25 protein-coding genes are annotated in these 26,505 nt (G+C 36.8%); 23 read left to right on the plus strand and 2 right to left on the minus strand.

Features of this window, described 5'->3' with window-relative positions:
- Nucleotides 1-103 precede the first annotated feature (103 nt).
- The 3 genes from recG to DW019_RS02200 are packed head-to-tail and all read left to right on the plus strand — an operon-like array spanning nucleotide 104 to nucleotide 3,479.
- Nucleotides 104-2,140 (plus strand): ATP-dependent DNA helicase RecG, encoded by a 2,037-nt coding sequence (gene recG, locus DW019_RS02190; RefSeq protein WP_118442375.1) that lies wholly within the window; start codon nucleotides 104-106, stop codon nucleotides 2,138-2,140.
- Between the two features lie 41 nt (nucleotides 2,141-2,181).
- Nucleotides 2,182-2,772 (plus strand): 16S rRNA (guanine(966)-N(2))-methyltransferase RsmD, encoded by a 591-nt coding sequence (gene rsmD, locus DW019_RS02195; RefSeq protein WP_279217632.1) that lies wholly within the window; start codon nucleotides 2,182-2,184, stop codon nucleotides 2,770-2,772.
- Nucleotides 2,773-2,804: 32 nt separating this feature from the next.
- Complete coding sequence (locus DW019_RS02200) at nucleotides 2,805-3,479, plus strand: HrpE/YscL family type III secretion apparatus protein (protein ID WP_118442377.1); 675 nt, start codon at nucleotides 2,805-2,807, stop codon at nucleotides 3,477-3,479.
- Here DW019_RS02200 and DW019_RS02205 read toward each other — a convergent pair.
- Nucleotides 3,459-4,343, minus strand: a complete 885-nt coding sequence (locus tag DW019_RS02205; RefSeq protein ID WP_118442378.1) for a hypothetical protein — start codon at nucleotides 4,341-4,343, stop codon at nucleotides 3,459-3,461. The genes DW019_RS02200 and DW019_RS02205 overlap by 21 nt on opposite strands.
- 109 nt (nucleotides 4,344-4,452) lie before the next feature.
- Between DW019_RS02205 and DW019_RS02210 the strand changes: the two genes are divergently transcribed.
- The 3 genes from DW019_RS02210 to rpmF all read left to right on the plus strand — a co-directional run bounded on the left by DW019_RS02210 (nucleotide 4,453) and on the right by rpmF (nucleotide 7,000).
- Nucleotides 4,453-5,385, plus strand: a complete 933-nt coding sequence (locus DW019_RS02210) for a serine O-acetyltransferase (RefSeq protein ID WP_243024083.1) — start codon at nucleotides 4,453-4,455, stop codon at nucleotides 5,383-5,385.
- Between the two features lie 118 nt (nucleotides 5,386-5,503).
- A complete protein-coding gene (locus DW019_RS02215; RefSeq protein WP_118442379.1) occupies nucleotides 5,504-6,694 on the plus strand; it encodes an acetate kinase in 1,191 nt (396 codons plus the stop codon).
- 120 nt (nucleotides 6,695-6,814) lie between these two features.
- Nucleotides 6,815-7,000 (plus strand): 50S ribosomal protein L32, encoded by a 186-nt coding sequence (rpmF, locus tag DW019_RS02220; RefSeq protein ID WP_022375935.1) that lies wholly within the window; start codon nucleotides 6,815-6,817, stop codon nucleotides 6,998-7,000.
- 74 nt (nucleotides 7,001-7,074) lie between these two features.
- Here the strand turns inward: rpmF and DW019_RS02225 are convergent, their stop codons facing one another.
- Entirely contained in the window at nucleotides 7,075-7,314 is a 240-nt protein-coding gene (locus DW019_RS02225; protein WP_118442380.1) for a helix-turn-helix transcriptional regulator, read from the minus strand.
- A 136-nt stretch (nucleotides 7,315-7,450) separates the two neighbouring features.
- Here DW019_RS02225 and DW019_RS02230 point away from each other — a divergent pair, with 136 nt between their 5' ends.
- The 17 genes from DW019_RS02230 (at nucleotide 7,451) to DW019_RS02310 (ending at nucleotide 26,461) form a co-directional block, all read left to right on the plus strand.
- Entirely contained in the window at nucleotides 7,451-8,524 is a 1,074-nt protein-coding gene (locus DW019_RS02230) for an AAA family ATPase (protein ID WP_118442381.1), read from the plus strand.
- A complete protein-coding gene (locus tag DW019_RS02235; protein WP_182431018.1) occupies nucleotides 8,517-9,728 on the plus strand; it encodes a DUF6382 domain-containing protein in 1,212 nt (403 codons plus the stop codon). The genes DW019_RS02230 and DW019_RS02235 overlap by 8 nt, the downstream gene beginning before the upstream one ends.
- Before the next feature lie 10 nt (nucleotides 9,729-9,738).
- Entirely contained in the window at nucleotides 9,739-10,512 is a 774-nt protein-coding gene (locus DW019_RS02240; protein ID WP_182431019.1) for a PP2C family serine/threonine-protein phosphatase, read from the plus strand.
- A gap of 11 nt (nucleotides 10,513-10,523) precedes the next feature.
- Nucleotides 10,524-11,768, plus strand: coding sequence for a CpaF family protein (locus DW019_RS02245; protein WP_207663915.1), 1,245 nt, complete (start codon nucleotides 10,524-10,526; stop codon nucleotides 11,766-11,768).
- A gap of 14 nt (nucleotides 11,769-11,782) precedes the next feature.
- The gene (locus tag DW019_RS02250; RefSeq protein WP_182431020.1) at nucleotides 11,783-12,631 is read left to right on the plus strand and encodes a type II secretion system F family protein; all 849 of its coding nucleotides are present in this window, start codon (nucleotides 11,783-11,785) and stop codon (nucleotides 12,629-12,631) included.
- Nucleotides 12,632-12,645: 14 nt separating this feature from the next.
- The gene (locus tag DW019_RS02255; RefSeq protein WP_118442385.1) at nucleotides 12,646-13,512 is read left to right on the plus strand and encodes a type II secretion system F family protein; all 867 of its coding nucleotides are present in this window, start codon (nucleotides 12,646-12,648) and stop codon (nucleotides 13,510-13,512) included.
- A 63-nt stretch (nucleotides 13,513-13,575) separates the two neighbouring features.
- Entirely contained in the window at nucleotides 13,576-13,851 is a 276-nt protein-coding gene (locus DW019_RS02260; RefSeq protein WP_118442386.1) for a Flp1 family type IVb pilin, read from the plus strand.
- Between the two features lie 89 nt (nucleotides 13,852-13,940).
- Nucleotides 13,941-14,597, plus strand: coding sequence for an A24 family peptidase (locus DW019_RS02265; RefSeq protein WP_182431021.1), 657 nt, complete (start codon nucleotides 13,941-13,943; stop codon nucleotides 14,595-14,597).
- 10 nt (nucleotides 14,598-14,607) lie between these two features.
- Nucleotides 14,608-15,921 (plus strand): WG repeat-containing protein, encoded by a 1,314-nt coding sequence (locus DW019_RS02270; RefSeq protein WP_118442388.1) that lies wholly within the window; start codon nucleotides 14,608-14,610, stop codon nucleotides 15,919-15,921.
- A gap of 21 nt (nucleotides 15,922-15,942) precedes the next feature.
- The gene (locus DW019_RS02275) at nucleotides 15,943-16,554 is read left to right on the plus strand and encodes a TadE family protein (protein ID WP_118442389.1); all 612 of its coding nucleotides are present in this window, start codon (nucleotides 15,943-15,945) and stop codon (nucleotides 16,552-16,554) included.
- A gap of 17 nt (nucleotides 16,555-16,571) precedes the next feature.
- On the plus strand, nucleotides 16,572-19,388 hold the full coding sequence (locus tag DW019_RS02280; protein WP_118442390.1) for a DUF5702 domain-containing protein: 2,817 nt from the start codon (nucleotides 16,572-16,574) through the stop codon (nucleotides 19,386-19,388).
- The gene (locus tag DW019_RS02285; RefSeq protein ID WP_118442391.1) at nucleotides 19,378-19,929 is read left to right on the plus strand and encodes a TadE family protein; all 552 of its coding nucleotides are present in this window, start codon (nucleotides 19,378-19,380) and stop codon (nucleotides 19,927-19,929) included. Before DW019_RS02280 ends, DW019_RS02285 begins: the two co-directional genes overlap by 11 nt.
- A 19-nt stretch (nucleotides 19,930-19,948) precedes the next feature.
- Nucleotides 19,949-20,683, plus strand: a complete 735-nt coding sequence (locus DW019_RS02290) for a protein phosphatase 2C domain-containing protein (protein ID WP_118442392.1) — start codon at nucleotides 19,949-19,951, stop codon at nucleotides 20,681-20,683.
- Between the two features lie 17 nt (nucleotides 20,684-20,700).
- Nucleotides 20,701-22,611: a PASTA domain-containing protein gene (locus DW019_RS02295; RefSeq protein ID WP_118442393.1), complete on the plus strand. Its 1,911-nt coding sequence runs from the start codon at nucleotides 20,701-20,703 to the stop codon at nucleotides 22,609-22,611.
- Between the two features lie 32 nt (nucleotides 22,612-22,643).
- Entirely contained in the window at nucleotides 22,644-23,978 is a 1,335-nt protein-coding gene (locus tag DW019_RS02300) for a DUF6273 domain-containing protein (protein WP_118442394.1), read from the plus strand.
- 26 nt (nucleotides 23,979-24,004) lie between these two features.
- A complete protein-coding gene (locus DW019_RS02305) occupies nucleotides 24,005-25,375 on the plus strand; it encodes a DUF6273 domain-containing protein (RefSeq protein WP_118442395.1) in 1,371 nt (456 codons plus the stop codon).
- A 6-nt stretch (nucleotides 25,376-25,381) separates the two neighbouring features.
- A complete protein-coding gene (locus DW019_RS02310; RefSeq protein ID WP_118442396.1) occupies nucleotides 25,382-26,461 on the plus strand; it encodes a hypothetical protein in 1,080 nt (359 codons plus the stop codon).
- The last annotated feature ends 44 nt before the right edge of the window (nucleotides 26,462-26,505 follow it).

Below are 26,505 nucleotides of genomic sequence, written 5' to 3' on the forward strand. Positions count from 1 at the left end.
CACAGTAAAATGGCGTTGCATTCGCGAAAGACAGAGATTGGATGATACTAGTATAGATTAAAATTCTCAACAGGATTGAGTATTTTATGGAAAGGAAATCGCAATGCAGACAACAGACTCGGTCCGCAGCGTCAAAGGTGTTGGCGAAAAAGCGGAACAAAATCTTCACAAATTAAAAATTGAAACGGTGGGAGAACTGCTAGAGCACTACCCAAGAAACTACGATGAAATCAAGCCGGTTTGTCTGATTGAAGCATTGGAAGAAGGAGATATAGCGGCTGTAGAAGGCGTGCTTATGGCGCGGCCGCAGATTATGAAACGTGGCTCAAAAAGTATTTTAACGATAACGCTGCGGGATACGACCGGCAGTCTGTTAATTACGTGGTTTAATATGCCTTTTCTGCGAAATCAGTTAAAAATGGGGACAAGATATTTGTTCCGTGGAAAGGTCGAAAAGCGAAACGGGCGGCTGCAGATGGTGCAGCCAAAGCGTTACACAAGGCAGGAATTTTACAAAATTGTAGGGAAAATGCAGCCGATTTATCCGCTTACGGCGGGGATTACCAATCATACCATGGCAAAATTAATGCAGGAGGCAATCATGGCGGTAGAGGATTTCAAAGAATTTTTACCGGCGGATTTGCGCAAACGCCAGCAATTGATTGAATACAAAAAAGCGATGCGTCAGATTCATTTCCCGGCAAATCATAAGGAATTGAAAGAGGCGAGGAAAAGACTTGCCTTTGATGAGTTATTTTTATATACAATGGCACTTAATTATATCCGTGAAAATGGAAAAGAAATCAGCACACACCGGATTCGAAAGACAAAAGAGGCTGCTGAGTTTTTGGAAAATCTGCCATTTTCGTTGACCGGCGCACAGAAAAAAGTGTATGAAGAAATTTGTGCGGATATGGAAGGCGGTTTTGTGATGAATCGTCTGGTGCAGGGAGATGTTGGTTCGGGAAAAACGATTGTTGCCGTGTTAGCACTTTTGGAAGTCGTTAAAAACGGATATCAGGGAGCGTTCATGGTACCGACGGAAGTATTAGCGGCACAACACTATCAAAATCTGACGAAATTATTGGCAGATTACGGCGTGACGGTTGGATTATTGTCCGGTTCTCTTACAGCTAAAGAAAAGAGACAGGCAAAAGAAAAAATTGTTTCCGGGGAATGGGATATTGTGATTGGAACGCATGCGCTCATTCAGGATGGTGTTGCATTTGCCGATTTGGGACTTGTGATTACCGATGAACAGCATCGTTTTGGTGTAAAGCAGCGTGAGAAACTTTATCAAAAAGGAAAAGAACCACATGTTCTTGCGATGAGTGCGACGCCGATTCCAAGGACGCTTGCGTTAATTTTGTACGGTGATATGGATTTGTCTGTGATTGATGAAAGACCGGCTAATCGTCTGCCGATAAAGAACTGTGCAGTCAACACGGATTATCGTCCGAATGCCTATCGATTTATGCTAAAACAGATTGAAGAAGGGCGGCAGGTGTATATTATCTGCCCGATGGTGGAACAGGACGACGAATCCGAACTGGAAAGTGTAATGCTTTACACCGAGGAACTCAAAAGCCAGTTTCCACCTTCGGTAACGATTGAATATCTTCATGGGAAAATGAAACCGGCGCAGAAAGAAGATATTATGGCACGTTATGCAGAAGGTGAAATCGATATTTTAGTTTCAACAACAGTGATTGAGGTTGGAATTGATGTGCCAAATGCCAGTGTGATTATGATAGAAAATGCAGAGCGTTTTGGACTGGCGCAGTTACATCAGCTTCGAGGACGAGTCGGACGTGGTAAGTGGCAGTCCTATTGTATTTTGATGTCGACAAAAGAAACCAAAGAGAGCAGGGAGCGGCTACAGGTTTTAGTCAATTCCAACGATGGATTTTATATTGCAAAAGAAGATTTGGTGCTCCGCGGACAGGGGGATTTATTTGGCATCCGCCAGAGTGGAGAGCAGGTGTTTTTAATTGCCGATATTTTTGAAGACGCGAAGTTATTGCAGCAGGCGTCCAAAGAGGCAAAAGAGATGTCTGCGGATGAAAAAGCACTTCTATATAAGAAAAATGAGCGTTTGAGAAACCGTTTGAACCGGTATTTGGGGCAGATTACGCTGTAAGGTGAATGTTTTCCTTGAAAAAAAGGCGTAAATCATATACAATGAAAACGATAAGCATTGGGAAGGAAGAATTGGATATGAGAGTGATTGCAGGAAAGGCAAGGCGGCTTCCTCTAGTCTCTCCGGAGGGCAGGGGGACAAGACCTACGACTGACCGGATTAAGGAAACGCTTTTTAATATTTTACAGGATGACATTCCAGGCTGCCGTTTTTTGGATTTATTTAGTGGAAGCGGAGCGATTGGAATTGAGGCAATCAGCAGAGGTGCCAAAGAAGCAGTCTTTGTTGAATTTGGCAAAGAAGCACTTTCCTGTATTCGGGCGAATTTGAAAAAAACAAAGTTAGAAAGTCAGGCAGTTGTATTTCCGGTGGAAGTCAGTTATGCGATTTCCAAACTGGCAAGACAGCAGGAAACGTTTGATATTATTTATGCCGACCCTCCCTATGAGAGAGGTTTTGAGCCAAAGATTTTAGAGTGGCTTAGTGATGCTAAAATCATGAATCCGGATACGATTCTGATTTTAGAAACTTCGTTAGATACACCGGTCGATTATGTCGACACCGAGCAGTTTGAAATTGTGAGAATCAAAGAATATAAAAACAATCAGCATGTGTTCCTTCGTGCCAAATAAGGGAGCCGGAAGAACGAGAAAAGGAGAAGAATATGAATCCATCCAGAATTGAGCAGGCAATTGACGAGATTTACAATTATGTAGAAGAGTGTAAACCATCAAAACTTTATCCAAGTAAAGTTGTCGTAGACCGCGAGCAGCTTTATGATTTATTAGACGAACTTCGTCTGTGTGCACCGGAAGAAATCAAACGCTATCAGAAAATCATTACAAACCGCGATGGCATTTTAAATGAGGCGCAGCAGCGTGCGGAGGACATGCTTTCTCAGGCACAGCAGCAGACCGCACAGATTCTTGACCAGAACGAGATTGTTCAAACCGCATATCAGCGTGCCGAGGACGTTATGCGTCAGGCAACGGAAGAGGCAGAGCGTCTGGTGAATGCCGCACAGGACGAAAGCGATCAGATGAGAAAAGCGGCACTTTTGTATACAAATGATTTACTGAGCGAGGCACAGGGACATGTGGAAGAATCATTAAAAGAAATTGATAATAAATCCCGCATGCTTACCAGCGCACTTAAAAACAGTATTCAGTTGATGAGGAGCAATAAGGAAGAACTTATGATGCAGCTTGAGCCGACTAAAGCAGCCGCAGCCAGTGAGCCGCAGATGCCGGAAGAGCCGGAACAGCTTGAGCCACAGCCACAAGGACAGGAATCCTTTGAGGTTCCGGAAGATGCCTTCTTAAAAAATGCAGAAGAGTAAATAAACCAGACTGCCGGCAATTACGGCATTTATCAGTTTATTAACAAGATATGGGAAAATGGGAAGTTCTGACTGCGATAGAACACTGCTCGTTTGTGCGGCTGCACACAGACCGCCAAAGGCAAGAATCGAAGCACTTAGAACTTCTTTTATTTGCAGAGAAAGTGGAGCAGTCTCAACATAGGACATTCCGGTTGTGATTTCCATAGAACCAAGACAGGCAATGCCGAATAAACTGGAGGTAGGCAAAAGCATTTTCAAGAAACAGGCAAAAATCGAAAACAAAATCACATAGCCGCCGATTTTTGTAATCAGGATAAAACTATCCAAAATAATTTTATCCATTAGTTTGGAAAAAGAAAGCTTTTGCGGGGAACATGCATTTTGTGTACTGCTGCCATGGAAAGTGTTTTTATTTCTGCCGGTTATTTTCAGAATGGAAGAAACAAAAAAACTTCCTAAAAAAGCGGACAGAACCAGTGTGAGGAAAAAAAGGATCGCTTTTGGTGTTGAAACATTTAAAATGGTGCTGCAACAGTACCCCATGATAAACATTGGACTTGGATTGTTGACAAATCCAAGATAAAAATAGGCTTTGTCCGTTGCTAGCAGTCCTTTTTCGTATTGTTTACTCACCAAATCCGCACCGGCGGGATAACCGCACAGCAGACCAAGAAGGAGAAATGCCGGATGCTCGGATGCTTTTTTTAATTGCAGCCGGAAGAAATTTAAGGCAATAAAAAATGGCAGAAGTGTCGGGATTAGTTCGCAAATCCACAGAGAACAGCCATATTTACTGCCGGAAATCGCTGCTTCCGGGCAAAATAAAAGGAAGCCGATAAAGAGAAGTGAGCCGACAATCATAACAATACCTCACGGTTTTTACTCTATCTTATGCGGTAGAGATGGACAAATAGAAGTGTTTTGTGTTACGATAATCAGAAAGGATGGAAAAAGAATGGAGGGGCAGACTTTGAGCGAAAAATCAGAGAAAATGATAGAAGCCATATTAGAAAGTTACAAAGAGTATCCGGTGACAGTTCGGATGGATACGGAGAATATTGTAAATAAAAATGTATTGATTCAGGTATTGGAAGAACTTCGCCGAATTTTGTTTCCGGGATTTTTTGATACCAACCGCGTGAGAAGTGAATATATCAAATATTTAGTGGGCGACCGCATGGAATTTGTCCAGTACCATCTCCGCAAACAGATTGCACGCGTATTGGGAAATGATGAGGCATGTGACCAGTGCCCAAAATCGGATTTATCAAATAAAGCGGAAAAAATTGTAGAAGAATTTTTCTCGAAAATTCCGATGATACGAGAGTATTTATACACCGATGTTCAGGCAGCATATGATGGTGATCCGGCAGCATACAGTACCGATGAAGTTATTTTTTCTTATCCCGGTATTTTTGCTATTACGGTTTACCGCATTGCCCATGAACTTGTGCTTCTTGGTGTGCCACTGATTCCGCGTATTATGACAGAGTATGCACACAGCCTGACAGGAATTGATATCAATCCGGGTGCTGCCATCGGCAAGTATTTTTGCATTGACCATGGAACCGGCATTGTAATTGGTGAGACAACAACAATTGGAGACCATGTAAAAATTTATCAGGGAGTTACGCTTGGAGCGTTATCCACAAAACGAGGTCAGCTTCTTAAGGGCGAAAAGCGACACCCAACAATTGGAAACAACGTAACGATTTACTCCGGAACCTCGGTACTTGGCGGCGATACCGTCATTGGCGACGGTGTTACAATTGGCGGTAATGCATTTATTGTTAAATCGGTTTCCGCCGGCATGAAAGTAAATGTGAAAAATCCGGAATTGCAGTACAGCAGAGATTCGAGAAGTGAGTTAGAGCAGGATGGATTCTGGGATTGGGTGATTTAGGATTATCCATTGCATAAATTTACAAATGTACGCTTGTTTTTTTGAAAATTCAGGCGTATAATAATACGGTATGAATAACAGACATAGTATTTAGCTACGCTCTGAAATGGAGGTTATGATGAAAGTATTAGTTATTAACTGCGGAAGTTCTTCACTGAAATATCAGTTGATTGACTCCGAAACAGAGGTTGCATTGGCAGTGGGCCTTTGCGAAAGAATTGGAATTGACGGACGTTTGAACCACACACCAAATGGTGGAGAAAAAGTAGTAATTGAGCAGGCTATGCCAGACCATGAAGTAGCAATCCGTATGGTATTGGATGCTTTGACGAATGAAAATTATGGTGTCATCAAAAACTTAGATGAAATTGATGCCATTGGTCATCGTCTGGTACATGGTGGCGAGAAATTTACAAAATCCGTTATTATAGATGACGAAGTAATCGCCGGTGTAGAGGAATGCAGTCCTTTAGCACCATTACATAATCCGGCAAACTTAATCGGTGTCCGCGCTTGTCAGGCAATTATGCCGGGCGTGCCAAACATCGGTGTATTTGATACCGCCTTTCATCAGACTATGGAACCGGTTGCTTATATGTACGGTCTTCCATATGAGTATTATGAAAAATATAAAGTACGTCGTTACGGCTTCCACGGAACAAGCCACAGCTTTGTTTCCAAGCGTGCGATTCAGATGTTGAACCTGGACCCGGATAATTCTAAAATTATTGTCTGCCACCTTGGCAACGGCTCCAGTATTTCCGCTGTAAAGAACGGAAAAGTTGTAGATACCAGTATGGGTATGACACCAATGGAAGGTCTTGTTATGGGAACCCGCTGCGGTGATATGGACCCGACTATCGTTGAGTATCTTGCACACAGCCTGAATAAATCCTTAGAGGAAGTTATGGTTATCTTAAATAAAAAATCCGGTGTGCTCGGTATTTCCGGCGTATCCAGTGATTTCCGTGATTTGGACAAGGCTTCTAACGAAGGAAATGAAAGAGCAAAACTTGCCGTTGAAGTATTCAGTTACCGCACAGCAAAATATATCGGTTCTTATATTGCAGCCATGAATGGTGTAGATGCCATCGTATTTACCGCAGGTCTTGGCGAGAACAACATCGTTGTACGTGAGCAGATTCTTAATCATTTTGGTTATATGGGAATCACATTGGATAAAGAAGCAAACCAGATTCGCGGTGAGGAGAAGATTATTTCTACACCGGATTCTAAGGTTACTGTTGCTGTTATTCCGACAAACGAGGAATTGGCAATTGCTCATGAAACAGTTGCTCTTTTGAAATAAGATTTTTGAAAAATATAATTGGAAAATTCGACTATTTTTTCTAAAAAACTGTTGACAAGACTAAGTTAAGCAAGTATAATGGAAAAAGTGTTTGAGTAATTCAGAGGAGGTGTAATCGACATGAGTATCTGTCCTAAGAATAAATCTTCGAAAGCGAGAAGAGATAAGCGTAGAGCAAACTGGAAGATGACTGCTCCAACTTTGGTAAAATGCAGTAAATGTGGCGCTTTGATGGTACCACATCGTGTTTGCAAAAATTGCGGAAGCTACAATAAAAAAGAGATTATCTCTACTACAGCAGAATAATTGTGACGGCCTAGCCGCCGTGTACAGATAAAATAAAGACGAGAGGAGAAACTGTGTGGTTTCTTATCTCGTCTTTATTTTGTGCTTGGATAGGGTTTCTTTTCATTTGTAAGACCAAGCAGATAATCTGTTGAGAGTCGATAGTATTCTGCAAGTTTTATTAAATGCCGGATTGGTAATTCATTTGCACCACGCTCATAGCGTGCGTACATTGTTTGGGATGTTCCTAATATTTCTGCAATTTGTTGTTGTGTTAAATCATTGTCTTCCCTAATATCGCGAATTCGTCGAGTATAATATGAATAATCAGCCAACGAATCATCATCCCTTTCTTTTATTATTAGATACTGATAATAGCATAGAGAGAAGATTAACTATTGATTTTAGTAAATATATTTACTATAATATAAGTAAATATATTTATTAAATAGATTTTTGGACGAGGAGAGTATGATGAAGATAAGAATTGTTTTAGCAGATACCGACGAAAAATACATAGATCATTTTATTCGTGCCTTTAAAATTTATTATTTTAATGAAGTTGATATCGTCACATTTTCGGATTCGACGGCATTAAAAAAATATATTTCAAGCAGAGCATATGATATTTTGCTTTCCGTTGCGTCTTTGCTTCCCAAAGAAGCTGAAGAAAAGAGTATGATATTAACCTCAGAAATGGGAATTAAGGAAATGAATGGAAGACCGGCTATTTGCAAATATCAAAAAGTAGAAAATCTATATAAAGGAATTTTAGATACGATAGCAGAGCAAAAAAGCGGAATTACTTATTCATATGAAACGTCAAAAGAATCGCCAGTGGTTGCTTTTACCTCAGCGGCAGGAGGGGTAGGAAAAACTACGGCAGCCTTAGTCTACACCAGGCAACTTGTCAAAAAGGGATTTCAGGTGATGTATTTGTCACTTGAGAGTTTTTCGAATATAGATTATTTTCTGAACGCAGAAGGAAGTTCAAATTTCTCGAATGTTTTATTTGCTGTGAAATGTGGAAAAGGAAATCTGCAAATGAAAATAGAAAGTTCGTTAAAGCAAACTTATGGTGGCGTTTATTTTTTTTCTAAACCGATGAATCCAAATGAAATTGATGAGTTGGATCAAAATGAATGGAATGAATTTTTGGATGCTGTGCGGGCAATGGGGAAGTTTCATTGTATTGTTATTGACTTACCGTGTGCGAATGAAGATACAGCAAAAAAAATTATGCCACTGTCTGACCGTGTTTTATTTATTACAGATGGAAGTGACACAACAACGGAAAAAACACAGACACTTATGACTTGTATAAGCAAATATGATGAAGTGAATGGGTCTGATTTATCCACAAAAGTAAGTGTGATACAAAATAAATGTGAAGGACCAAGGCGGGAAATTGGCTTGCCTATTTTAGCTGAGCTTCCATATGTAAAGGAAACCAGAATGGAAAAATTAATTATGGACACCCTTGTAAATGCTGAAAATGCCAGCCTATTATCGATATACCAGCCGGGAGGACAGGAGTATGTATAAAAATATTAGTTTTCAGGAAGCTGAATTTGGAGAAAAGAAATTTTTGATGTATCGTGTCGATGATGCAGCACAAATGGATCATGTTGAAGTGGAGATGTTGAAGAATAATGATATTAAAGGACTTCTTCCTTTTTCTTCTGCACAAAATAATGATGAAATTAAGTTTATGTATGAAATGACAAATAAGATGAAACTATCCCAGTTTTTAGGCGGACTTGTTCGCTGGGAGGAGTTATATCCGGCGGTACAGGGAATCATTGCGGCAATAATGGATTGCGCGCAGTATATGCTTAATGAGGGGCATTTTGTACTGGAGGCAGAAAACATATTTATTGATTTGTCGAGCCGAAAGATTGAATTGATGTTTCTTCCTGTTGAAAATGAATTGCTGGCACAGATAACATGGAAAGATTTTCTGATTACACTGTTACATAATTTAAACTATGATATGAAAGATGATATTGGCAAATTAGAAACTTTGCAAAGTTATTTGGCAGATGAAAAAATTACTTTAAAGGAATATGCAGAAAAAATTGAAAAGATAAAAACACTTGGTTTTGCAAGAAACAAAGACGTTAAAAAGGAAAATAAACAAAGTGAAAGACCAGTAAGAGAAGTAAAAATGAAAGAAAAACCAAATGTGATATACAATGTACCGGACCCCAATAGTGAGATATCCTCTGATGTTATGAAAACAGAAAAAGAAGAAAAAAAGGAAGGCATAATTGGCTTATTTTCAAAGAAAAAGAAAAAAGAGAAGAAGCAGGAAAAAAAACAGGCGGATTCATTTGCCTTTGAAATTCCGGGACAGAAAAAATCAGTGGATGTTTCAAAGAAAAAGGAAAAAGAGGCGGTACAGGAAATCGGCGAAACTTTATTAGCTGATGATAGTGAAGCGTCATTATTTATGCCATATTTGATAGATAAAAAAACAAACAGTCAAATTCCGATTAATAAAAAAGACTTTAAGATTGGGCGCGAAGAAAAGTATGTAGATTATGTAACCTCTGAACCGACAGTTGGAAGGCTGCATGCCAGCATCGTGTTGGACGAACAGGGGAAAATTGTTTTTGTTCGAGATGCCAATTCGAAAAATGGAACTTTTGTCAATGGGGAGAAAATACAAAGCAATATTAATGTTCAAATCAAGGATGGCGATGTCATTCGTTTTGGAAGAGATGAATATATACTGCAACTGCGTTAGGAGAAAAAATATGGAGTTTCAATGTGGTGTAGTATCCGATGTGGGTACAACGAGAAAAGTGAATCAGGATTCGGCGTGTATCCATATTCAGGATTCAATCGTTGGAAATGTTGGGCTTGCTGTGGTTTGTGACGGCATGGGGGGATTATCCCATGGAGAGTTCGCAAGTCAGTCCATGATAGAGAAAATAGAAAAATGGTATGACAGTGAATTCAAGGAACTGTTAGTACAGGGAGTGGAAGTAAATCAATTAAGGAAGCAGCTTGACGAACTTTTGGTAGAGCACAATAAGTATCTCATAGAGTACGGCAATGATATGGGAGGAGCAATGGGAACGACAGTGTCACTTTTGCTGATGTTGCCGGGACGCTATTTTGGAATACATGTTGGGGATTCCAGAATTTATAAAATCGGTAAAAGAACGATGGAGCAGATTACAAACGACCATAGCAGAGTGATGCAGGAAGTCCGGATGGGGATTATTACACCGACTGAAGCGGAGAGAGATACAAGAAAGAATCAATTACTGCAGTGCATTGGAGCAAGGGGCAATATTCAGACAGAATTCTTTTCCGGAAATATCGATTTGGCAGAGACTTTTTTGCTTTGCTCGGATGGATTTGTCCATAAATTACAAGAAAAAGAAATGTGGAGAAAACTTCGACCGAATAAAGCAAAGAAAGATGAAATAATACAAAAAAATCTGTTGGAGTTAGTGGAAGAAAATAAAAAAAGAGAGGAAACCGATAACATAACAGCAATTGCTATACGGGTAGAACCGTAGTGGAGGAAAACATGGAAAAGAAAGAAACACAGATGGATGTCATGATCCAGGAAACCAGACAGTATATCATGGATAACCTAGCGATAACATCTATGAGTAATGAAGAACTGGAAGATAAAATCGAAGAATTAATTTTTGAAAAAACAAAGGATGGCTTCTTTTCAATTGAGGAAAAGGTTCAAATAGTTCAGGAAATTTACGGTTCTATTCGTGGTTTTGGTATTTTGGATTCCATTTTATCGGATGATAATGTGACTGAAGTAATGATTAATGGACCGGACAATATTTTTATTGAGAAGAATGGAACTTTGACAAAATTAAACCGCAAGTTTGAGAGTCAGCGCAGATTGGAGGATATTATCCAGCGTATTGTCGGTCTGGCAGGTCGTGAAGTCAACCAGGCAAATCCAATTGTAGATACAAGACTTCCGGATGGTTCGCGTGTTAATGTAGTTTTACCACCAATTGCATTGTGTGGTCCAACGGTAACGATTCGTAAATTTTCCAAGGAACCGATGACAATCGATAAACTGATTTCCTATGGTTCTCTGACACAGGAGATTGCGGATAAATTAGAATGTCTGGTAAAGGCGAAATACAATATTTTTATCAGTGGCGGAACCGGTTCAGGAAAGACGACTTTTTTGAATGCGCTTTCCAATTATATTCCAAAGACGGAACGTGTTATTACGATTGAGGATTCGGCAGAATTGCAGATTACCGGAATTGAAAATCTGGTAAGTATGGAGACTAGAAATGCAAATGCAGCAGGAGCTGGTGCAATTACGATACGTGATTTGATTAAATCTTCTCTTCGAATGAGACCAGAGAGAATTGTAGTCGGTGAGGTTCGAGGCGGTGAAGCGCTCGACATGCTTCAGGCAATGAATACCGGACATGATGGTTCATTGTCGACCGGACATGCCAATTCGACTCATGATATGCTGAGCCGATTAGAAACAATGGTGCTGCAGGGAGCAGATGGGCTGCCACTGGAAGCAATTCGGCAACAGATTGCGTCCGCAGTAGATATTATTGTTCATTTGTCAAGATTGCGTGACCATTCACGTAAGACAATGGAGATTACAGAAGTTTTAGGATATCAGGACGGTGAGATACAACTAAATCCGTTGTATGTGTTCGAAGAAGATGAGAATAGTACACTGGAAAAAGTCAGCGGAAGTTTGCTACGAACAAAAAATCCGTTGGTGAATGATTATAAACTGAAACTTGCCGGAATTAATCAGGTTATATGAGAAAGGGGATTTGTATGAGCAAGAAAAAAGAGAGAGAGCCACAGTGGTATATGTCATCGACGAAAATACCAGTGTTAAATTATAACGAGTATTATATGAAAAAAATGGAATGGGTTTTATATGCGATTGCCTTTTTTGTGTTGGGAGCAATTATTGGTTATATATTCTATGGTGGAATTGGAATTAATATACATGGAGAACCTACTCGAATTACTTATATAATTAACACGAGTGTGATGGTTGTTTTTGGAGGGATTTCATTCAAAATTCTTATGCCTATGCGAAGGAAACAATTAAAAACAAATCGAAAAAGAAAGATTCGAAAGCAATTTGTGGATATGCTAGAATCATTGTCTATTTCGATTGCTGCAGGACAAAATGTGCCAAATGCAATGCAAACGGTAAAAGATGATTTGTTGATTCAGTATACAGAAAAAGATTATATTGTGCAAGAAGTTTCTGTTTTTTTACGTGAAATGGAAAATGGGATTCAAATAGAGGAGTTGTTTTTAGATTTCGGAAACAGATCAGGGATTGAGGATATTTCAAATTTTGGCAAGGTGTTTGAAGTAGCATACCGTCGTGGTGGCAATTTAAAAGAAATTATAAAGAACTGCTATGAAATATTAAGTGAAAAAATAGAAATAGAAATGGAGATTCAGACAAAAGTAGCGAGTAGTGCAAATCAAATGAATATCATGATTCTAATGCCAATTTTTTTGATTGCTATGCTGAAATCCTCTGGAGAGGGGTTCGCAGAAAACTTTGTTTCTGTCTCAGGAATAATTTCGACAACAGTATCAATTTTTGTATTTATTGTTGCTTACTTTGTTGGCAGGAAAGTACTAGATATTAAGGCATAGGAGAGATTTGTTTTATGATATTAAATATTTTGATTGGTGGAATAACAACAATTTGTATGTGGATGACAGTGATTTTTTTGGTTTCATCTAAATATCAGAATGTAATAGAACCATTAGATGATGAAGAATTTGCTTTGAAAGAGTGTTATGGGGTAGGATTCCATTTAATGAAATTGCTTCGAGTAAATTTGAAAGGCACAATTGCATTAAAGATGAGAAAAGATGCGGTTGTAATATATGGTGAAAAATATGCAGAATATTATGTGAGCGTATATTACGCTCAAAGATTAACATTCTCATTGTTTTTAGTAGATGTGTTTATGTTTTTGCTATGTGTATGTTCACCAAAAGATCGACTCATGATGGTCGTTTTGATGCTTGTTGTACTTGCTGTAGTGAATTACTATTTTATTGTTTTGTTATCCGAAAAGATAAAGAAAAATAGTGACCGGTATTTGTTACAATTTCCAAATGTTGCATCTACTATGGCATTACTTATCAATGCTGGTATGATTGTCACAGAAGCATGGGAAGTTATAGCTTATGAAGATGAGGATGAATTACATAAACAGATGCAGATAACAATGGAAGAGATAGAGAATGGCGTATCACTAAAGATGGCATTAAATCGTTTTGCTAATCGGTGTGCCACACCGGAATTAAGAAAATTTACATCTTCTATAATTCAGGGGATGGAAAAAGGAAATAAAGAGCTGGCAGAAATGCTAAGTGATATGTCAAAAGAATTATGGCATACAAAAAAACAAAGAGTTATACAACTTGCAGAATTGGCTGGCAATAAAGTTTTAATTCCAATCATGATGATGTTTGTTGGAATTTTAATTATGGTAATGGTGCCAATTGTTACCAATATGTTTTAATAAATTGTTACTAATTCCCTTTTATATAGGGGTTTAGAATATAAATTAAGGAGGTGAAAAAATATGTATTATGCAGCTTTACATGAACTTAATCTGATGAGGATAAGAGCAGTAAATTGGTTTAAAGAACAAAATGGTGGTGTTACAGTTATTGAAATTATTATCATTTTAGCAATTGTAATTGCACTTGGAATATTCTTCAAAGACCAGATTATTGATCTTGCAAATTCGATTTGGAACAGTATTAGTGGCAATGAAGCAAATGTTACAAACTTTGATAAGTTAAAATCCGGAGGCGGTTCTGGAGCACCAGGTGCTTCTGGTGGTGGTAGTCGCTAAACTTTGGATCGATTCAGCGAAACATGAGTTGATACTTTTATATGGGGGAAACTGTTCTCCCCCATATAAAAATTTTCGAGGAGACAAAAATGAAATATTTAATAATTACAATTATAGCAATATGTTCACATATATTGTGCTACGCAAGTTTAAGAAAATTTAAACTGATAAATAAGAATGGGGAAAAAAATAAACTAAAATATGATGAAAAAAATTTATTGGCAGGACTATTGGTGTCGTGTCTTATATCTGTTTTTATGATAAGCAGAGTTTATGAAAATGTAGACACAAAACTTAATCTAATAAAATTGATTATTTTCTATGTGCTATTACTGATATGTGCGTGGATTGATTATAAAATGAAAATTATACCAAATGGAATGCTCCTTGCAGGAATGTGCATACGACTTATAGTATATATTTTTGAGTATGTAAATTTAGGGGGTGATTTACGATTTGAATTTTATTCCGAAGGTATCGCATTGCTTTTGGTCGTGGTTCTCTTAATTTTTGCTGCATTAACGCATAAAGGCATTGGAATGGGTGATATAAAACTATTTGGGTTAATGGCGTTGTATACAGGAGCTTTTTTTGTGTATTCTGTTTTGTTTGTTTCTGTATTATTAGGGGCAATCATTGGCATTGTCATGTTGCTGTGTTTTCATAAAGGAAAAAAGACAACGATTCCATTTGCACCGTTAATATTGATTGGTTATATTGTAACATCTATTGTTGGTAGCTATTGAGGAGGAAAAAATGAATTCAAAATCGAGAAAAAGGTTAATTATTGTAGCATTAATTATATTTAATGTGTTAGCTATTGTAAAAATAGCAGACAATACAAAGATGCAAGTGACAGAAGATAACGAATTGAATAATGCCCTTGAAACAGCTAGGGATTATAAAGACAAAAATTTGAATATGGCAGCGTTGGATTTTTATCAAGATGCTTTGGAAAAAGCAGATACGGTTGAAGTAAGGAGAGAAATGATTCAGGCATATAGAGGGGCTTTGAAGGATGGTGAAATAGATGAACAGACAATCGTTGATGATTTTGTTTTAGCATCCGTAGATCAATTATGGAATCAAGTAGGAATTTATGAAACGGCATTAGAGTATTTCGACAAGGAGAATGAGAATGAACAGATGGTTGAAGTGATTCAAAGGGCACTGATCAATAATATATCAAGCGATAAAATTAATCAGGCTTATGAAAGATTATCAAAAGAATATGCAAAACTTGATGTTTGCTTTCAGGATGTTAAATATTCTAATGGAGAATGGTATTGTGTTTCGGATGGCAAACAATATGGATATGTTGATGGACTCGGTAATACACAGATAGGGTGTATGTATGATTTTGCATCCCCTTATTATGATGGATATGCAGTTGTAAAAAGTGGACAGTTTGTATATATAGCGGATGAAAACGGAAAGAGATGGAAGTATTTAGATGAAGATGTTAAATCATCATGTGGAATAGGAGATGGTCTGGTTGTTATAAATAAGGGTGATAAATCTAGTTGGATAAAATTAGATGGAACATATACGTCAAAAGAATTTGATTATGTGGGAAAATTTAATCAGAATATGGCAGCGGTGAATGAAGACGGCAGCTGGTATATTGTTAATGGAGAAGGGAAAAGGATATCTTTAAAATATAGCGATATAAAATTAAACAATCTACAAGAATGCATTACAAACGATGTTATTTTTGCTAAAGAAGGTGGATGGCATATGTTGAATGCTAAAATGGAAAAGGTATCAGCTTTTGTTTGTGATGATGTGGACATATGTTATGGGGGCGGATATTTTGCATTTGAGAAAGATGGAAAATGGGGGTTTGCAGATTATAAGGGAAATGTGGTAATAGAACCACAATATGAAGAGGCAAAGGCATTCAGTAATGGTTATGCGGGAGTAAAAAAAGATGGGAAATGGGGATTTATAAATGCCGAAAACCAATTTCAAATGGAGGGTGACTATCAGGATGTTTTGTATTTTACAAAGGACAAAACTTGTTTTGTCAAAGAAAACGATTTGTGGACAATAATTAAGAAACTTATTTAAGTGGTAGAGAGGGGATAAAAGATGAAGGATGATAAGGGAGAAATGATAATAGAAGCAAGTATTGTATTTCCATTGGTTCTTATTATTTATGGGATACTAATGTTTCTTGTGTTACTAATGTATCAAAGAATTACTTTAACGACAGTTGCAAATAATACAGTAAGCTGTGTTTCTGCAAACTATGGGTTTTCTGATAAAGACCCATTTATGAGCTTTATTAATAAAGAACAATTAAATAATCGAAGTGTGTTATATCGGGAGATTTTTGGGACGACAGACAAGCTAGATTTGCCAATTGAACGTCAGGCAGAATGGTTTGGCTATTATTTATTGAGTAAAAATTGTTTGCTGAAAAAAGATGGTGTAAAAATAAAAGCAAAAGTTGATATAAAGCAAGGAAAAACAATGCAGAAAGATTTAATAGTTACGATGACGGAATCGTATCATATTCCACTTGTATCTATGCTTGGAATTAACGACAAGGTAGAGTTTCGTGTGACTGCTTGTGCGGAATGCGTTGACCCTATTTCTTATATCAATGCGGTTGATTTTTTGTGGGAACAGGTTGAAAAAATAACAGAAACACCAGAAATAAAATTGGTAAGGCAAATGATTGATTACATAAAGAAATAGAGGAGGGTCACATAGAGATGTTGAAATTTTGTATGAATAAAAGAAATCAAGGCATTGTTTCAATATTCTTACTAATTGTTCTATTTCCAACTATGATATTTAGTACCATGTTGATGGAAATTGGACGTTATAAGAGTGCAGTAAACTTATTGGAAGAAGCAGCACAAAATGCAGCCATTTCTATTCTTGCCGATTACAATGAGACTTTGTATAGCAAGTTTGGATTATTTGCATTTGATGAACAAGATGAAGAAAAATTGAAAGATAATTTTGTAAAGTATTTAAAAGCAAATTGCCAGACTGTTCCAACAGAAAGTGAATATGCAGTGGCAGCATCTAAACTAATGAAGTTAACAAAAGATGTAGATGTAGATACTTTTTATAGTTTAAGAACAAATAATGTTTTACTTAGGCAGATACAGGAATACTCAAAATATCGGGCACCGGCTGATTTGTGTGAGTATGCGGTGAATCTTGAAAAAATCAAAAAAGATATTTTAAAAGAATTAGGGAAGAAAATCTTTGGTTCTCATATGTACAATGCAGTTCAAACATCTATTAAGCAATTGAGTGCATGCATAGATTTTGTCTCTAAAACAAAAGAATTTATGTATACAATTATGGATTTAGAAGGAAGCATTGAAGGATATAACATTTTTGAAAGTGCGGCAAATGGCTGGAGAAATATAAAAAAATTCTTTCAGAAAGAAGAAGTTCCAGCAAAAGGAACATCATATAAAAAAGCACAAGATGAGTTGCTTGACGCAATCAAAAAGCGTGATGAAATAATAAATAAACTGAAATCAAAAGAACAGGAAATTGCATCTATTATTCAGGTGGCTAAAAATATTCAAGAGTATTTGGCTGCAAACGAACAAACAGAAATAACGGGATTAACCAATTTGCAGAATATGATACCCGGATTTGATGGAATTGATAGTCTGAATTTGAAAAAAGATGCAACGATTGATGAATGGTTCAAACTTGTAAAAGAAAGTAAGTATGAGTTTGAAAATATTGGCGAGTCATTTACTATTGATGAAATTGAGAACATTATAGGTAATGAAAAGAATTTGTTAGGGAAAAAGAATACAAAAAAATTAGATAAGGCAACAAACAAGGTGATGGATTGCCAGCAGAAATATATAAAAGCTATTGATAATGTAAAAGACAAAATGGTTGCTTATCAAACAAAAGTAAAAGAACTTGGTGATACTGTTTCAAAACTATCAGGAGAGTTAGGAAGTGAACAGGGAGATATTTGCCAAGCCATATTAGAAGCGATAAATAAAGCCTTTCAGGGCGGATTTCAAAAATATATTAATAAAGTGGATGGTGGATTAAAATTATGTGAGAGTAAATCAAAGGAAATAAAAGATAAGAATATTGATAATATGACAGAGGACGACGTAAAAATACCAACGGTTTCTGATTTAAAAAAATATCACATGAGTTACATAGATGCAGGAACATTGGCAGTAGCTATTAATGGGTTGAAATTAAAAAAAGTATTAGCGGATGCAAGTCCAATTATGAAAATAATTAAAGGGTTAAAGAAGCTTAGAAACACATTGACACCATTTCCATATAGGAGTGTACCAGGGAAAAAGGTGATATTGTCTCAACAGACACTTCGAACAAATAATTCAAGAGATGCAGATGATAATGAAAACCGATTAAGAGATTTGAATAATAAAACAAAACTGTTAGAAGATGCAAAAAAATATGTTCCGCCAGAATACTTGGCAGACATTGACCGGTTATCAGAAGAAGAGAGCCAGAATGATGATGCTTTATATGAGCAGATTATACAAAAAATGGATAATTTGTATGAGGGGGTCTATGATTTGATTTCCAGAAATAGTAATCATGATCCGATTATGATATTAATGCCAGGAACTAACGTTAATGTTGTAAAGGTTTTGCTGAATTTAAAACCAATAATTAATGATGTGAAAAATATTTATGATAGTGTTGTGTGGCTTGCTAAACTTATGATAAATGGTCAGGGTAAGGTTGTATTAGAAAGTTTAGTGGATGGAATTGGAGACAAATTGCTGACAAGTTATTATATCAAAAATAAAGCAACAACAAGGTTAGATGACATTCGAAATGATAATTACTCGGATGCGCAAATATTTAATTCGTGCAATCTGGAATATGTTTTGTACGGAAATCCGAGTGAAAAAGTAAATCAAGAGAAAGTATTTGGCAGAATCCTTGTTTTAAGAATGCTTTCGAATATGATAACAATGTTAATGGATGAAAATTGCATGGAGATTATAAGCAGTTGCTCGATATTTGCGCCCCTTGTTTTTTTGGCATGGAATTATTATGAAGCAAATGTGGACATGAATCTTTTAGTTCGTGTGGAGACAAAAGTTCCTTTGATAAAAAAACATTTAGTATTATCAAAAGAAACATTAGAGGATCCAGAAGGCACACTATTGGCTTATATAGAGAATATATGTGATGATGCCATGGAAAATGATAAAAAAGAAGAAAATAAAAAGAAGACAGAAAATTTTCTGCAGGATTCAAAAGAAATACCTTTTTGGGATTGGTCATACAAAGAATATTTGCTTTTATTTTTAATTCTTCTGCCGCAGGGGCGTTCGTTACAGCGAATGGGGGACGTGATACAAATGGAAACGCGTTATGAGGAAAGAAAGAAAAAAGGAAAGGCAACATTTAAACTTAGTAAAGCTAATACATATTTAAGAAGCGATGTGACTGCTACTTTAAATCCGCTATTACCAGTAAAATCAATGTCAGGTGGTAGTTTTTCGATCGATTTATTTAAAATGAATGAGGTGACTTACAATGGATATTAAGCGTTCAGATGGCATTATGACAATAGAAGCATCAATTTCATTTACTATTTTTATTTTATTGATTGTATTTATATTGTCCTTTGGAAAACTTTACATTGCACAAAATATGGTGAATCATGCAGTGCTTCAGACGGCAAGAAATCTATCTATTCAAACAGTATATGATGAAACATTGCCTGATTCAAAGGTGGAGATTGTGGCAGATGGATTAACACAGTTTTATGAATATATGAAATTGTTTTTTGGACAAGGCAAGTTGCCATCTAGAAAACAGGTAAATGAAATAACACATAAAGGGGACGTGGATGTTATTAAACAGGAGTTCAAATATGTTATAACATCTAACAATACAATGGATGGAGAAACTTATATAAAATGGGCTGGTATTGAACATGGAGTAAGTGATATTAATTTTGCTGGATCAAAAATTGGTGATGATGTTGTTGTGAAAGCAAGCTACAAGGTTCGTTTTAATTTTCCATTTATCGGAAAACAGTATCTGTATATGCATCAAGAGGCTAAAGTTAAGTGCTTTAAGTAAAAAACAAGGAGTGGACATTATGCTTACATACGCTGTGTTTAGTGATAAGGGCGATAGGCCATATAATGAAGATAGTACTTATGCTGTTGCTACAGAAAACGAAGGCTGCTTTGCTTTGGCTGATGGATTAGGAGGACAGGGAAAAGGAGATGTAGCATCAAAATTTGTAGTGGAGGAAGTCAAAAAGAAATATGACCAAAAGAGAAAAAAATGTCTTGAAAAATTTATTACGGATATGGTGAGTGAATGTCAACGGAATTTGATGGAAGTAAAAGGACAGGAAGATATAACCGAAGATATGATGACGACATTAGTTGTTTTGCTTGTAGATGATAATCAAGTTAGCTGGGGACATGTTGGTGACTCCAGATTATATCATTTTTCAGATGGAAAAATAGTTGAGAGAACAAAAGACCACAGTGTTTGTCAAGTCCTTGCAGCAACAGGAGAAATTGACGAGTCAGAAATTCGCCATCATCAGGATAGAAATCGTTTGTTACGAGCGGTTGGCATGCACGATCAAACAGGAATATTGAATTCAGTGCAGACAATTGAAAAAAATGAAAACAGGCATCAATTTTTGCTTTGTTCCGATGGCTTTTGGGAATATATTGATGAAAAACATATGGAAAAGACATTGAAGCGAGCGAAGACAGCAGAGGATTGGCTTGGAAAAATGACTAAGGTTGTCAAAAAAAATGGTAAAAATGAAAATATGGATAATTATTCAGCAATTGCTGTTTTTCTAGATTGATTAGCAGGAGGCAGAGTATGAGTGAGAATAACAAAAAAATATGTCTGGGCTGTATGCAGGAAATTAATACGGATGATATCAAATGTCCTCATTGCGGATTCAACCCCAATGCGTATAAAGTCAATCCAAGATGTCTGCGTTTAGGGACGAAACTTGCAGGAAAATATATTATTGGAAAAGTGATTGGTGAAGGTGGGTTTGGTATCACATATATTGGATGGGATGAAAAACTAGAACTACCAATTGCAATAAAAGAATTTTTTCCTCCTAAAATAGCCAGCCGTGATACGACAACAGGAAATAATACAATTTATATGTTTGATCATGCAGATGAAAAGAGTTTTGAAGAGGGTATGCGTCGCAGTGTAAAAGAAGCACGCAGTATGTCAAAATTAGAAGCATATGAAGGTATTGTTTCAATTCGTGATTTCTTTAATGAAAACAAAACAGCTTACATTATCATGGAGTATGTAGATGGAGAAACATTAAAAGAATACTTAAAAGAAAATGGGAAAATGGAGCCGGAAGATGTGCTAAAGGTTATGAAACCTGTTATGAAAGCGTTAGAGCAAATGCATCGAACCGGTATGATTCATCGAGATATCAGTCCGGATAACATTATGATTCGCCGAGATGGGCAGGTCAAATTGATTGACTTTGGTGCTACACGAGTAGCGCAGGAGGAAGACGAAAAAAGTTTGACCGTGATGCTAAAAAGAGGATTTTCACCGGAAGAACAATATCGCAGCAAAGGACATCAGGGACCATGGACGGATATTTATGCACTGAGTGCAACGATGTATTATATGCTGACGGGTGTAATTCCACCGGAATCCATGGAACGCGTATTAGAAGATAAATACGTATCGCTAAAAGAATATGATATCGAATTAGATACAAAAATTGCCGATGCAATTGATAAAGGACTTTGTGTTTTGGCTAAAAACAGATATCAATCGATGAGTGATTTGATTCATGATATATACGGTGAAGAGGAAAAACGTGTTATTCCAAAAAAAGATATGGCTTCGATGGAGGTTGAGAGTGCAGTTGGTGAAAATGTTCTGGATGATAATAGTACAGTATTAATGGATGATGAGAATAAAACAGTTTTGATGGATGAAGCTGAAAAAATCGATCAGATAGTAGTTGAAAAAAATAGAATTGTGAAATTTAATGGCAAAAAAAAGATACTTGCTGTGATTGTTTCGTTAGCTATTGTTTTGATTGGAGGAATTTTCGTATTTACAGCACAAAATTCTGGTGATAAAAAAGAATTAACTAATGTTGCATCAAAAGAAAATGCGGTTACTACACCGACAACATCACCAACACCTACAGTGGAAGTAACAGCAACACCGGAAGTTTTAATGCCTAATCTTGTAAATCAAAAGATTGAGGAAATAACACCGCAAATTCAATCGATTCAACAAGGTGCGAATATTAAAACAATTGAAGTTTATAGCGATACGGTTCCGGTTGGCAATATTGTCAGTCAGTTACCGGAAGCTGGAAGTTTATTAAATCAGTCTCAACCACTTGTTGTAACTTTGGAAGTTAGTAAGGGTGAAGAGTTGATGACGGTTCCTAATGTTAAAGGAAAAAGTTTGACAACAGCAAAAAGCAAATTAAAAAAGAGTGGATTGAAGTTGAAAACGAAAAGTAAGTATAGCAGCTCATATTCGAAAGGAAAGGTGATTTCGCAAAACAAAAAGGCCTCTTCAAAAGTCAAGAAAAATACGACAATACAGCTGGTTGTCAGTAAAGGACCAGAACCAACAAAAAAACCACAGGCAACACCTAGACCAACGGTGCGTCCACAGCGTCCGACTACTAGTTCTGGAAAATCTTCTAAGAAAAGTAAAAAGTCAAATAAAAGCAGTGATTTCCAGGTGATTGGCAGTGATGATTATATTGAATTGAATTAAAATCATTTTAAATATACGTAAGGAGTGATTATATGAAAAGGAAATGTGCAATTATTTTAATAGCAACGCTCGTGATGCAGCTACTCTTTTGTGACTTTGGTGTGTATAAGAAAACGGTAAAAGCGGCAGCATTAACGCTCCATAATCCTACCATGATAAATGGTATATCCACATGGGATTGTGTGTATTTTGGAAACTATTGGCAGGACGACACAAATGGAGATGGATTAGCAAATAAGAATGATGCAAAAAAACCAATCAAGTGGCGCGTCCTGCAAGTAGATGGTGATGATGTTTTTTTGATGTCTGATAAAACATTGGATTGTCAAAAGTATCATGCGTCAGAAGTGGAGATTACATGGGAAAACTGCGACCTGAGAAAATGGCTTTATAGTAGTTTTTATCGGAATGCATTTTCAGAAGAAGAACAAAATGCCATAAAAGTTACTACTGTAGAAAATGATAAGAATGAGGTACATGGGACACCTGGTGGCAATACAACCGAGGATAAAGTTTACATCCCATCAATAAAAGAAATTTCTAATACAAAATATGGATTTACCAGCAAATATAGTGTCAGAAATAATACAAGAATTGCTAAAAATACGTTATATTCGGCGCAATTAAGCAAACAAAATGATACTTTACCTGAATATGGAGCATGGTGGCTGCGTACACCGGGGGCATTAAAGCAGCAGGCGACATTAGTTGACGGTGCGGGACTTGCCTATGGAGGAAGTTATTATACAGGCTGGAGTGTGGCAGAAAAGTATTTCACGGTTCGCCCGGTTTTACATCTGTCACTATCTGCTGCTAAGCAGTTAGAATTTGCTGGAACAGTATCTTCAGATGGTGTGGAGACAACACTGGGACCAACAATCACTCCAACGGAGACACCGGTACCGACAGCATCAGTAATTCCTTCAACGCAAATACCAATTAAGAATATGCAGACGCCAAACAGCACGAATTCCCCTAAATCGAGAATCGAAACTCAAACTGCTCAGGTGAAAAAAACAGAGGATACAATTCGAGCAGGGAAAACATTTGTATATAAGGGGATTAGCTACAGGGTTACAAAGATTTCAGGTAAAAAAGGCAATCTGACGTTAAAGGATATAAAAAATAAAAGGACAAAGAAAGTTGTAATTCCTAAAGAAATAAAAAAATATGGGATAAAATTTGTAGTAACACAGATAGGAAAAAATGTATTTACAAAATGCAAGAAACTAAAAAAGTTGACCATTAAAAGTCGGACAATAACAAAGATGGAAAAAAACAGATTTGCTAAAAAGTGCAAAATTATTGTACCGCAAGCGATGAAGAAGAAATACATTAAATTGCTGGCAAAGTGCAGGAGAAATTGATAGATGGATTTAAAGGAGCGAGTATTATGAAGAAAACATGTGCAAAAATATTGATAATGGCACTAGTGTTACAAAGTGTTTATTTGACAGTGAATGTTACAAATGAATCTGCAAAGGCAGCAACTTTAAATTTACATAATCCAACGATGATAAATGGTGTGTCGACTTGGGATTGCGTATACTTTGGAACCTATTGGCAAAATGACACAAATGGGGATGGAGTAGCAGACCAAAATGATGCAAAGGAGCCAATTAAGTGGCGTGTGCTGCAGGTTGATGGGGATGATGTGTTCCTTATGTCGGATAAAAATTTGGATTGTCAAAAATATAATAATAATGAAGTTGATGTTACCTGGGAAACTTGTACTTTGCGAACATGGTTATACAGTAATTTTTACCGAAAGGCATTTTCAACGGAAGAGCAAAATGTGATAAAGGTTACGACTGTAGTAAATGACAAGAATGAGGTGTATGGAACATCAGGTGGAAATATAACAAAAGACAAAATTTATATTCCATCAATAAAAGAGGTAACTAATACAAATTATGGATTTGTGGACTATAATTCGAGGAGTGTTACCAGAAAGGCAAAAAACACAGCATATACAATGAACTGTTATATAAACCAATCCAATGTGTCTCAATATGGAGTATGGTGGATTCGCACACCAGGAGCAAATCACCAACAAGCTGCAATTGTTGATGGCCCCGGATATGTATTTGGTGACAGCTATTATAGTGGCTTAAGTGTTTCAAACGAAGATGTTGGTGTTCGTCCGGTTATGCATATATCAATATCGTCGGCATTGGGGAAATTAGAACTGGCTGGAACTGTGTCTTCAGATGGGATAGAAACAACACCGGAAGTAACGCCAACCCCAACACAAACGTCGGCAATTGTGCCAGAAATCACCCCAACAGCAGATGTGACGTCGAAAACAACAATTACACCAACGGTAACACCGAATCCAACTGCAAAAGCAACTCAAAACTCACGGAAAGAAACGATTGCATCAGCACTTCCGGATAAAACCGCTAATAATACATTGGCAAGGTCAACGGTTAAAATGGGAATGATATTTAATGATAAAGGTATCAACTATAAAATCACAAAGCTGACAGGAAAGAAGGGCAAGCTGAGTTTGATAAGTGTGAAAAACAAAAAGACCAAAAAGATAACAATACCGAAAGAGGTTAAAAAATATGATTATAAATTTACAATAACGCAGATTGGCAAAAATGTATTTACAAGATGTAAGAAATTAAAGCAATTAACGATTAAAAGCCGAACAATCACCAAAATAGGAAAGAACAAATTTCCTAAGAAATGTAAGATTGTTGTACCACAAGCAATGAAAAAGAGGTATACAAAATTGTTAAAAAAATGGAGGAGGTAACATTTTATGAAGATAAAGGGATATTTATTTTTAACAGTTGCATTGTTTATGATGACAATACTGTTTTTGCAGAGTGAATCAAAAGCTGTGATGACATCGTGGAATGCAGAACAGCCGCCAGAAGGTGCGAAAGGAGTGGAAAAAAGGACAGAATATCGGTTTCGTGATAAATCCACACAAACATCTTACAGTACATCATTAGGTGGATGGACACAGGCGGGAGGAAGCTGGGTTGCTTCAGGAAGTGGGCAAGTCGACTATGTAAGTTCTTTTCCGAGTGGTTTTGAGGCAAGGAGCGGCATTTATCAATATTACAATCGTGCACCGGTAGCCCCTTCGGAAACAGCCACAAACAAGACAACAGTAAGTACCAGCCACATTGGTTATATTTATTATCACTGGTGCAGAAATGGAACCTATTATGGAAATCAGAAGAATCGGACAGTAAACGGAGTATATACGGATAAGTTTTGGAATTTCCATGCCTTTTTTACTTCTTCACCGTTAGGATGGGATTCCAAAGGTGCATTTTATGGTGATTTACCACAACATTGTAATGATACCTATTGGTGGATTGGATATGGAGAAGGAGTTGCGGCTAATATTCCGGTGTATCGCTGTTCCTATCAACAGTACAAAAAGCTTTTTAAATACCATAAATGGTCAAAATATTCGGATTGGTCAGCTTCTGCACCGGTGCCTGGAAGCAATCGTGAAATTCAGAAAAGAATAGCATATCGATATGAAGAAGATAGCATTAAAAGTATTGCGCCATCAATTGTAACGACTTATACGGTAAAAACAAGTACCGGGAAGTCTGGTAAAAACGCTGCCAAAAAGAAAGTGAAGATTCGTTTAAAAATGATGATTATAAGAGGATTTAAAGGTTATCAGATTCAATATGCGACGAATAAAAAGATGAAAAAAAGCAAAAGTATCTGGGGAAAAAAGAAGAGTGTGGCTATTTCTGTAAAGAGAAAAAAGATATATTACATTCGAGTGAGATATTATAAAAATAAATCCCATTCAAAGCAAAAGGTTTTTAGTAAGTGGAGCAAAATTAAAAGACTAAGTGTAAAAAAATAATTTTGCAGCATTTGTATAGGATATCGTTATCTTGTCAACCCTAA

The organism is Clostridium sp. AF37-5 (assembly GCF_003477605.1).
Taxonomy (GTDB): Bacteria; Bacillota; Clostridia; order Lachnospirales; family Lachnospiraceae; genus Eubacterium_F.

Bases quoted from the DNA above. Each gene is read 5' to 3' on its own strand.
- DW019_RS02215 (WP_118442379.1), top strand. From the start codon at position 5,504: ATGAAAGTATTAGTTATTAACTGCGGAAGTTCTTCACTGAAATATCAG.
- DW019_RS02235 (WP_182431018.1), top strand. From the start codon at position 8,517: ATGTATAAAAATATTAGTTTTCAGGAAGCTGAATTTGGAGAAAAGAAA.
- rpmF (WP_022375935.1), top strand. From the start codon at position 6,815: ATGAGTATCTGTCCTAAGAATAAATCTTCGAAAGCGAGAAGAGATAAG.
- DW019_RS02280 (WP_118442390.1), top strand. From the start codon at position 16,572: ATGTTGAAATTTTGTATGAATAAAAGAAATCAAGGCATTGTTTCAATA.
- DW019_RS02270 (WP_118442388.1), top strand. From the start codon at position 14,608: ATGAATTCAAAATCGAGAAAAAGGTTAATTATTGTAGCATTAATTATA.
- DW019_RS02260 (WP_118442386.1), top strand. From the start codon at position 13,576: ATGTATTATGCAGCTTTACATGAACTTAATCTGATGAGGATAAGAGCA.
- DW019_RS02285 (WP_118442391.1), top strand. From the start codon at position 19,378: ATGGATATTAAGCGTTCAGATGGCATTATGACAATAGAAGCATCAATT.
- DW019_RS02205 (WP_118442378.1), bottom strand. From the start codon at position 4,343: ATGATTGTCGGCTCACTTCTCTTTATCGGCTTCCTTTTATTTTGCCCG.
- DW019_RS02275 (WP_118442389.1), top strand. From the start codon at position 15,943: ATGAAGGATGATAAGGGAGAAATGATAATAGAAGCAAGTATTGTATTT.
- rsmD (WP_279217632.1), top strand. From the start codon at position 2,182: ATGAAAACGATAAGCATTGGGAAGGAAGAATTGGATATGAGAGTGATT.
- DW019_RS02290 (WP_118442392.1), top strand. From the start codon at position 19,949: ATGCTTACATACGCTGTGTTTAGTGATAAGGGCGATAGGCCATATAAT.
- DW019_RS02300 (WP_118442394.1), top strand. From the start codon at position 22,644: ATGAAAAGGAAATGTGCAATTATTTTAATAGCAACGCTCGTGATGCAG.
- DW019_RS02305 (WP_118442395.1), top strand. From the start codon at position 24,005: ATGAAGAAAACATGTGCAAAAATATTGATAATGGCACTAGTGTTACAA.
- DW019_RS02265 (WP_182431021.1), top strand. From the start codon at position 13,941: ATGAAATATTTAATAATTACAATTATAGCAATATGTTCACATATATTG.
- DW019_RS02250 (WP_182431020.1), top strand. From the start codon at position 11,783: ATGAGCAAGAAAAAAGAGAGAGAGCCACAGTGGTATATGTCATCGACG.
- DW019_RS02200 (WP_118442377.1), top strand. From the start codon at position 2,805: ATGAATCCATCCAGAATTGAGCAGGCAATTGACGAGATTTACAATTAT.
- recG (WP_118442375.1), top strand. From the start codon at position 104: ATGCAGACAACAGACTCGGTCCGCAGCGTCAAAGGTGTTGGCGAAAAA.
- DW019_RS02295 (WP_118442393.1), top strand. From the start codon at position 20,701: ATGAGTGAGAATAACAAAAAAATATGTCTGGGCTGTATGCAGGAAATT.
- DW019_RS02230 (WP_118442381.1), top strand. From the start codon at position 7,451: ATGATGAAGATAAGAATTGTTTTAGCAGATACCGACGAAAAATACATA.
- DW019_RS02255 (WP_118442385.1), top strand. From the start codon at position 12,646: ATGATATTAAATATTTTGATTGGTGGAATAACAACAATTTGTATGTGG.
- DW019_RS02310 (WP_118442396.1), top strand. From the start codon at position 25,382: ATGAAGATAAAGGGATATTTATTTTTAACAGTTGCATTGTTTATGATG.
- DW019_RS02245 (WP_207663915.1), top strand. From the start codon at position 10,524: ATGGAAAAGAAAGAAACACAGATGGATGTCATGATCCAGGAAACCAGA.
- DW019_RS02240 (WP_182431019.1), top strand. From the start codon at position 9,739: ATGGAGTTTCAATGTGGTGTAGTATCCGATGTGGGTACAACGAGAAAA.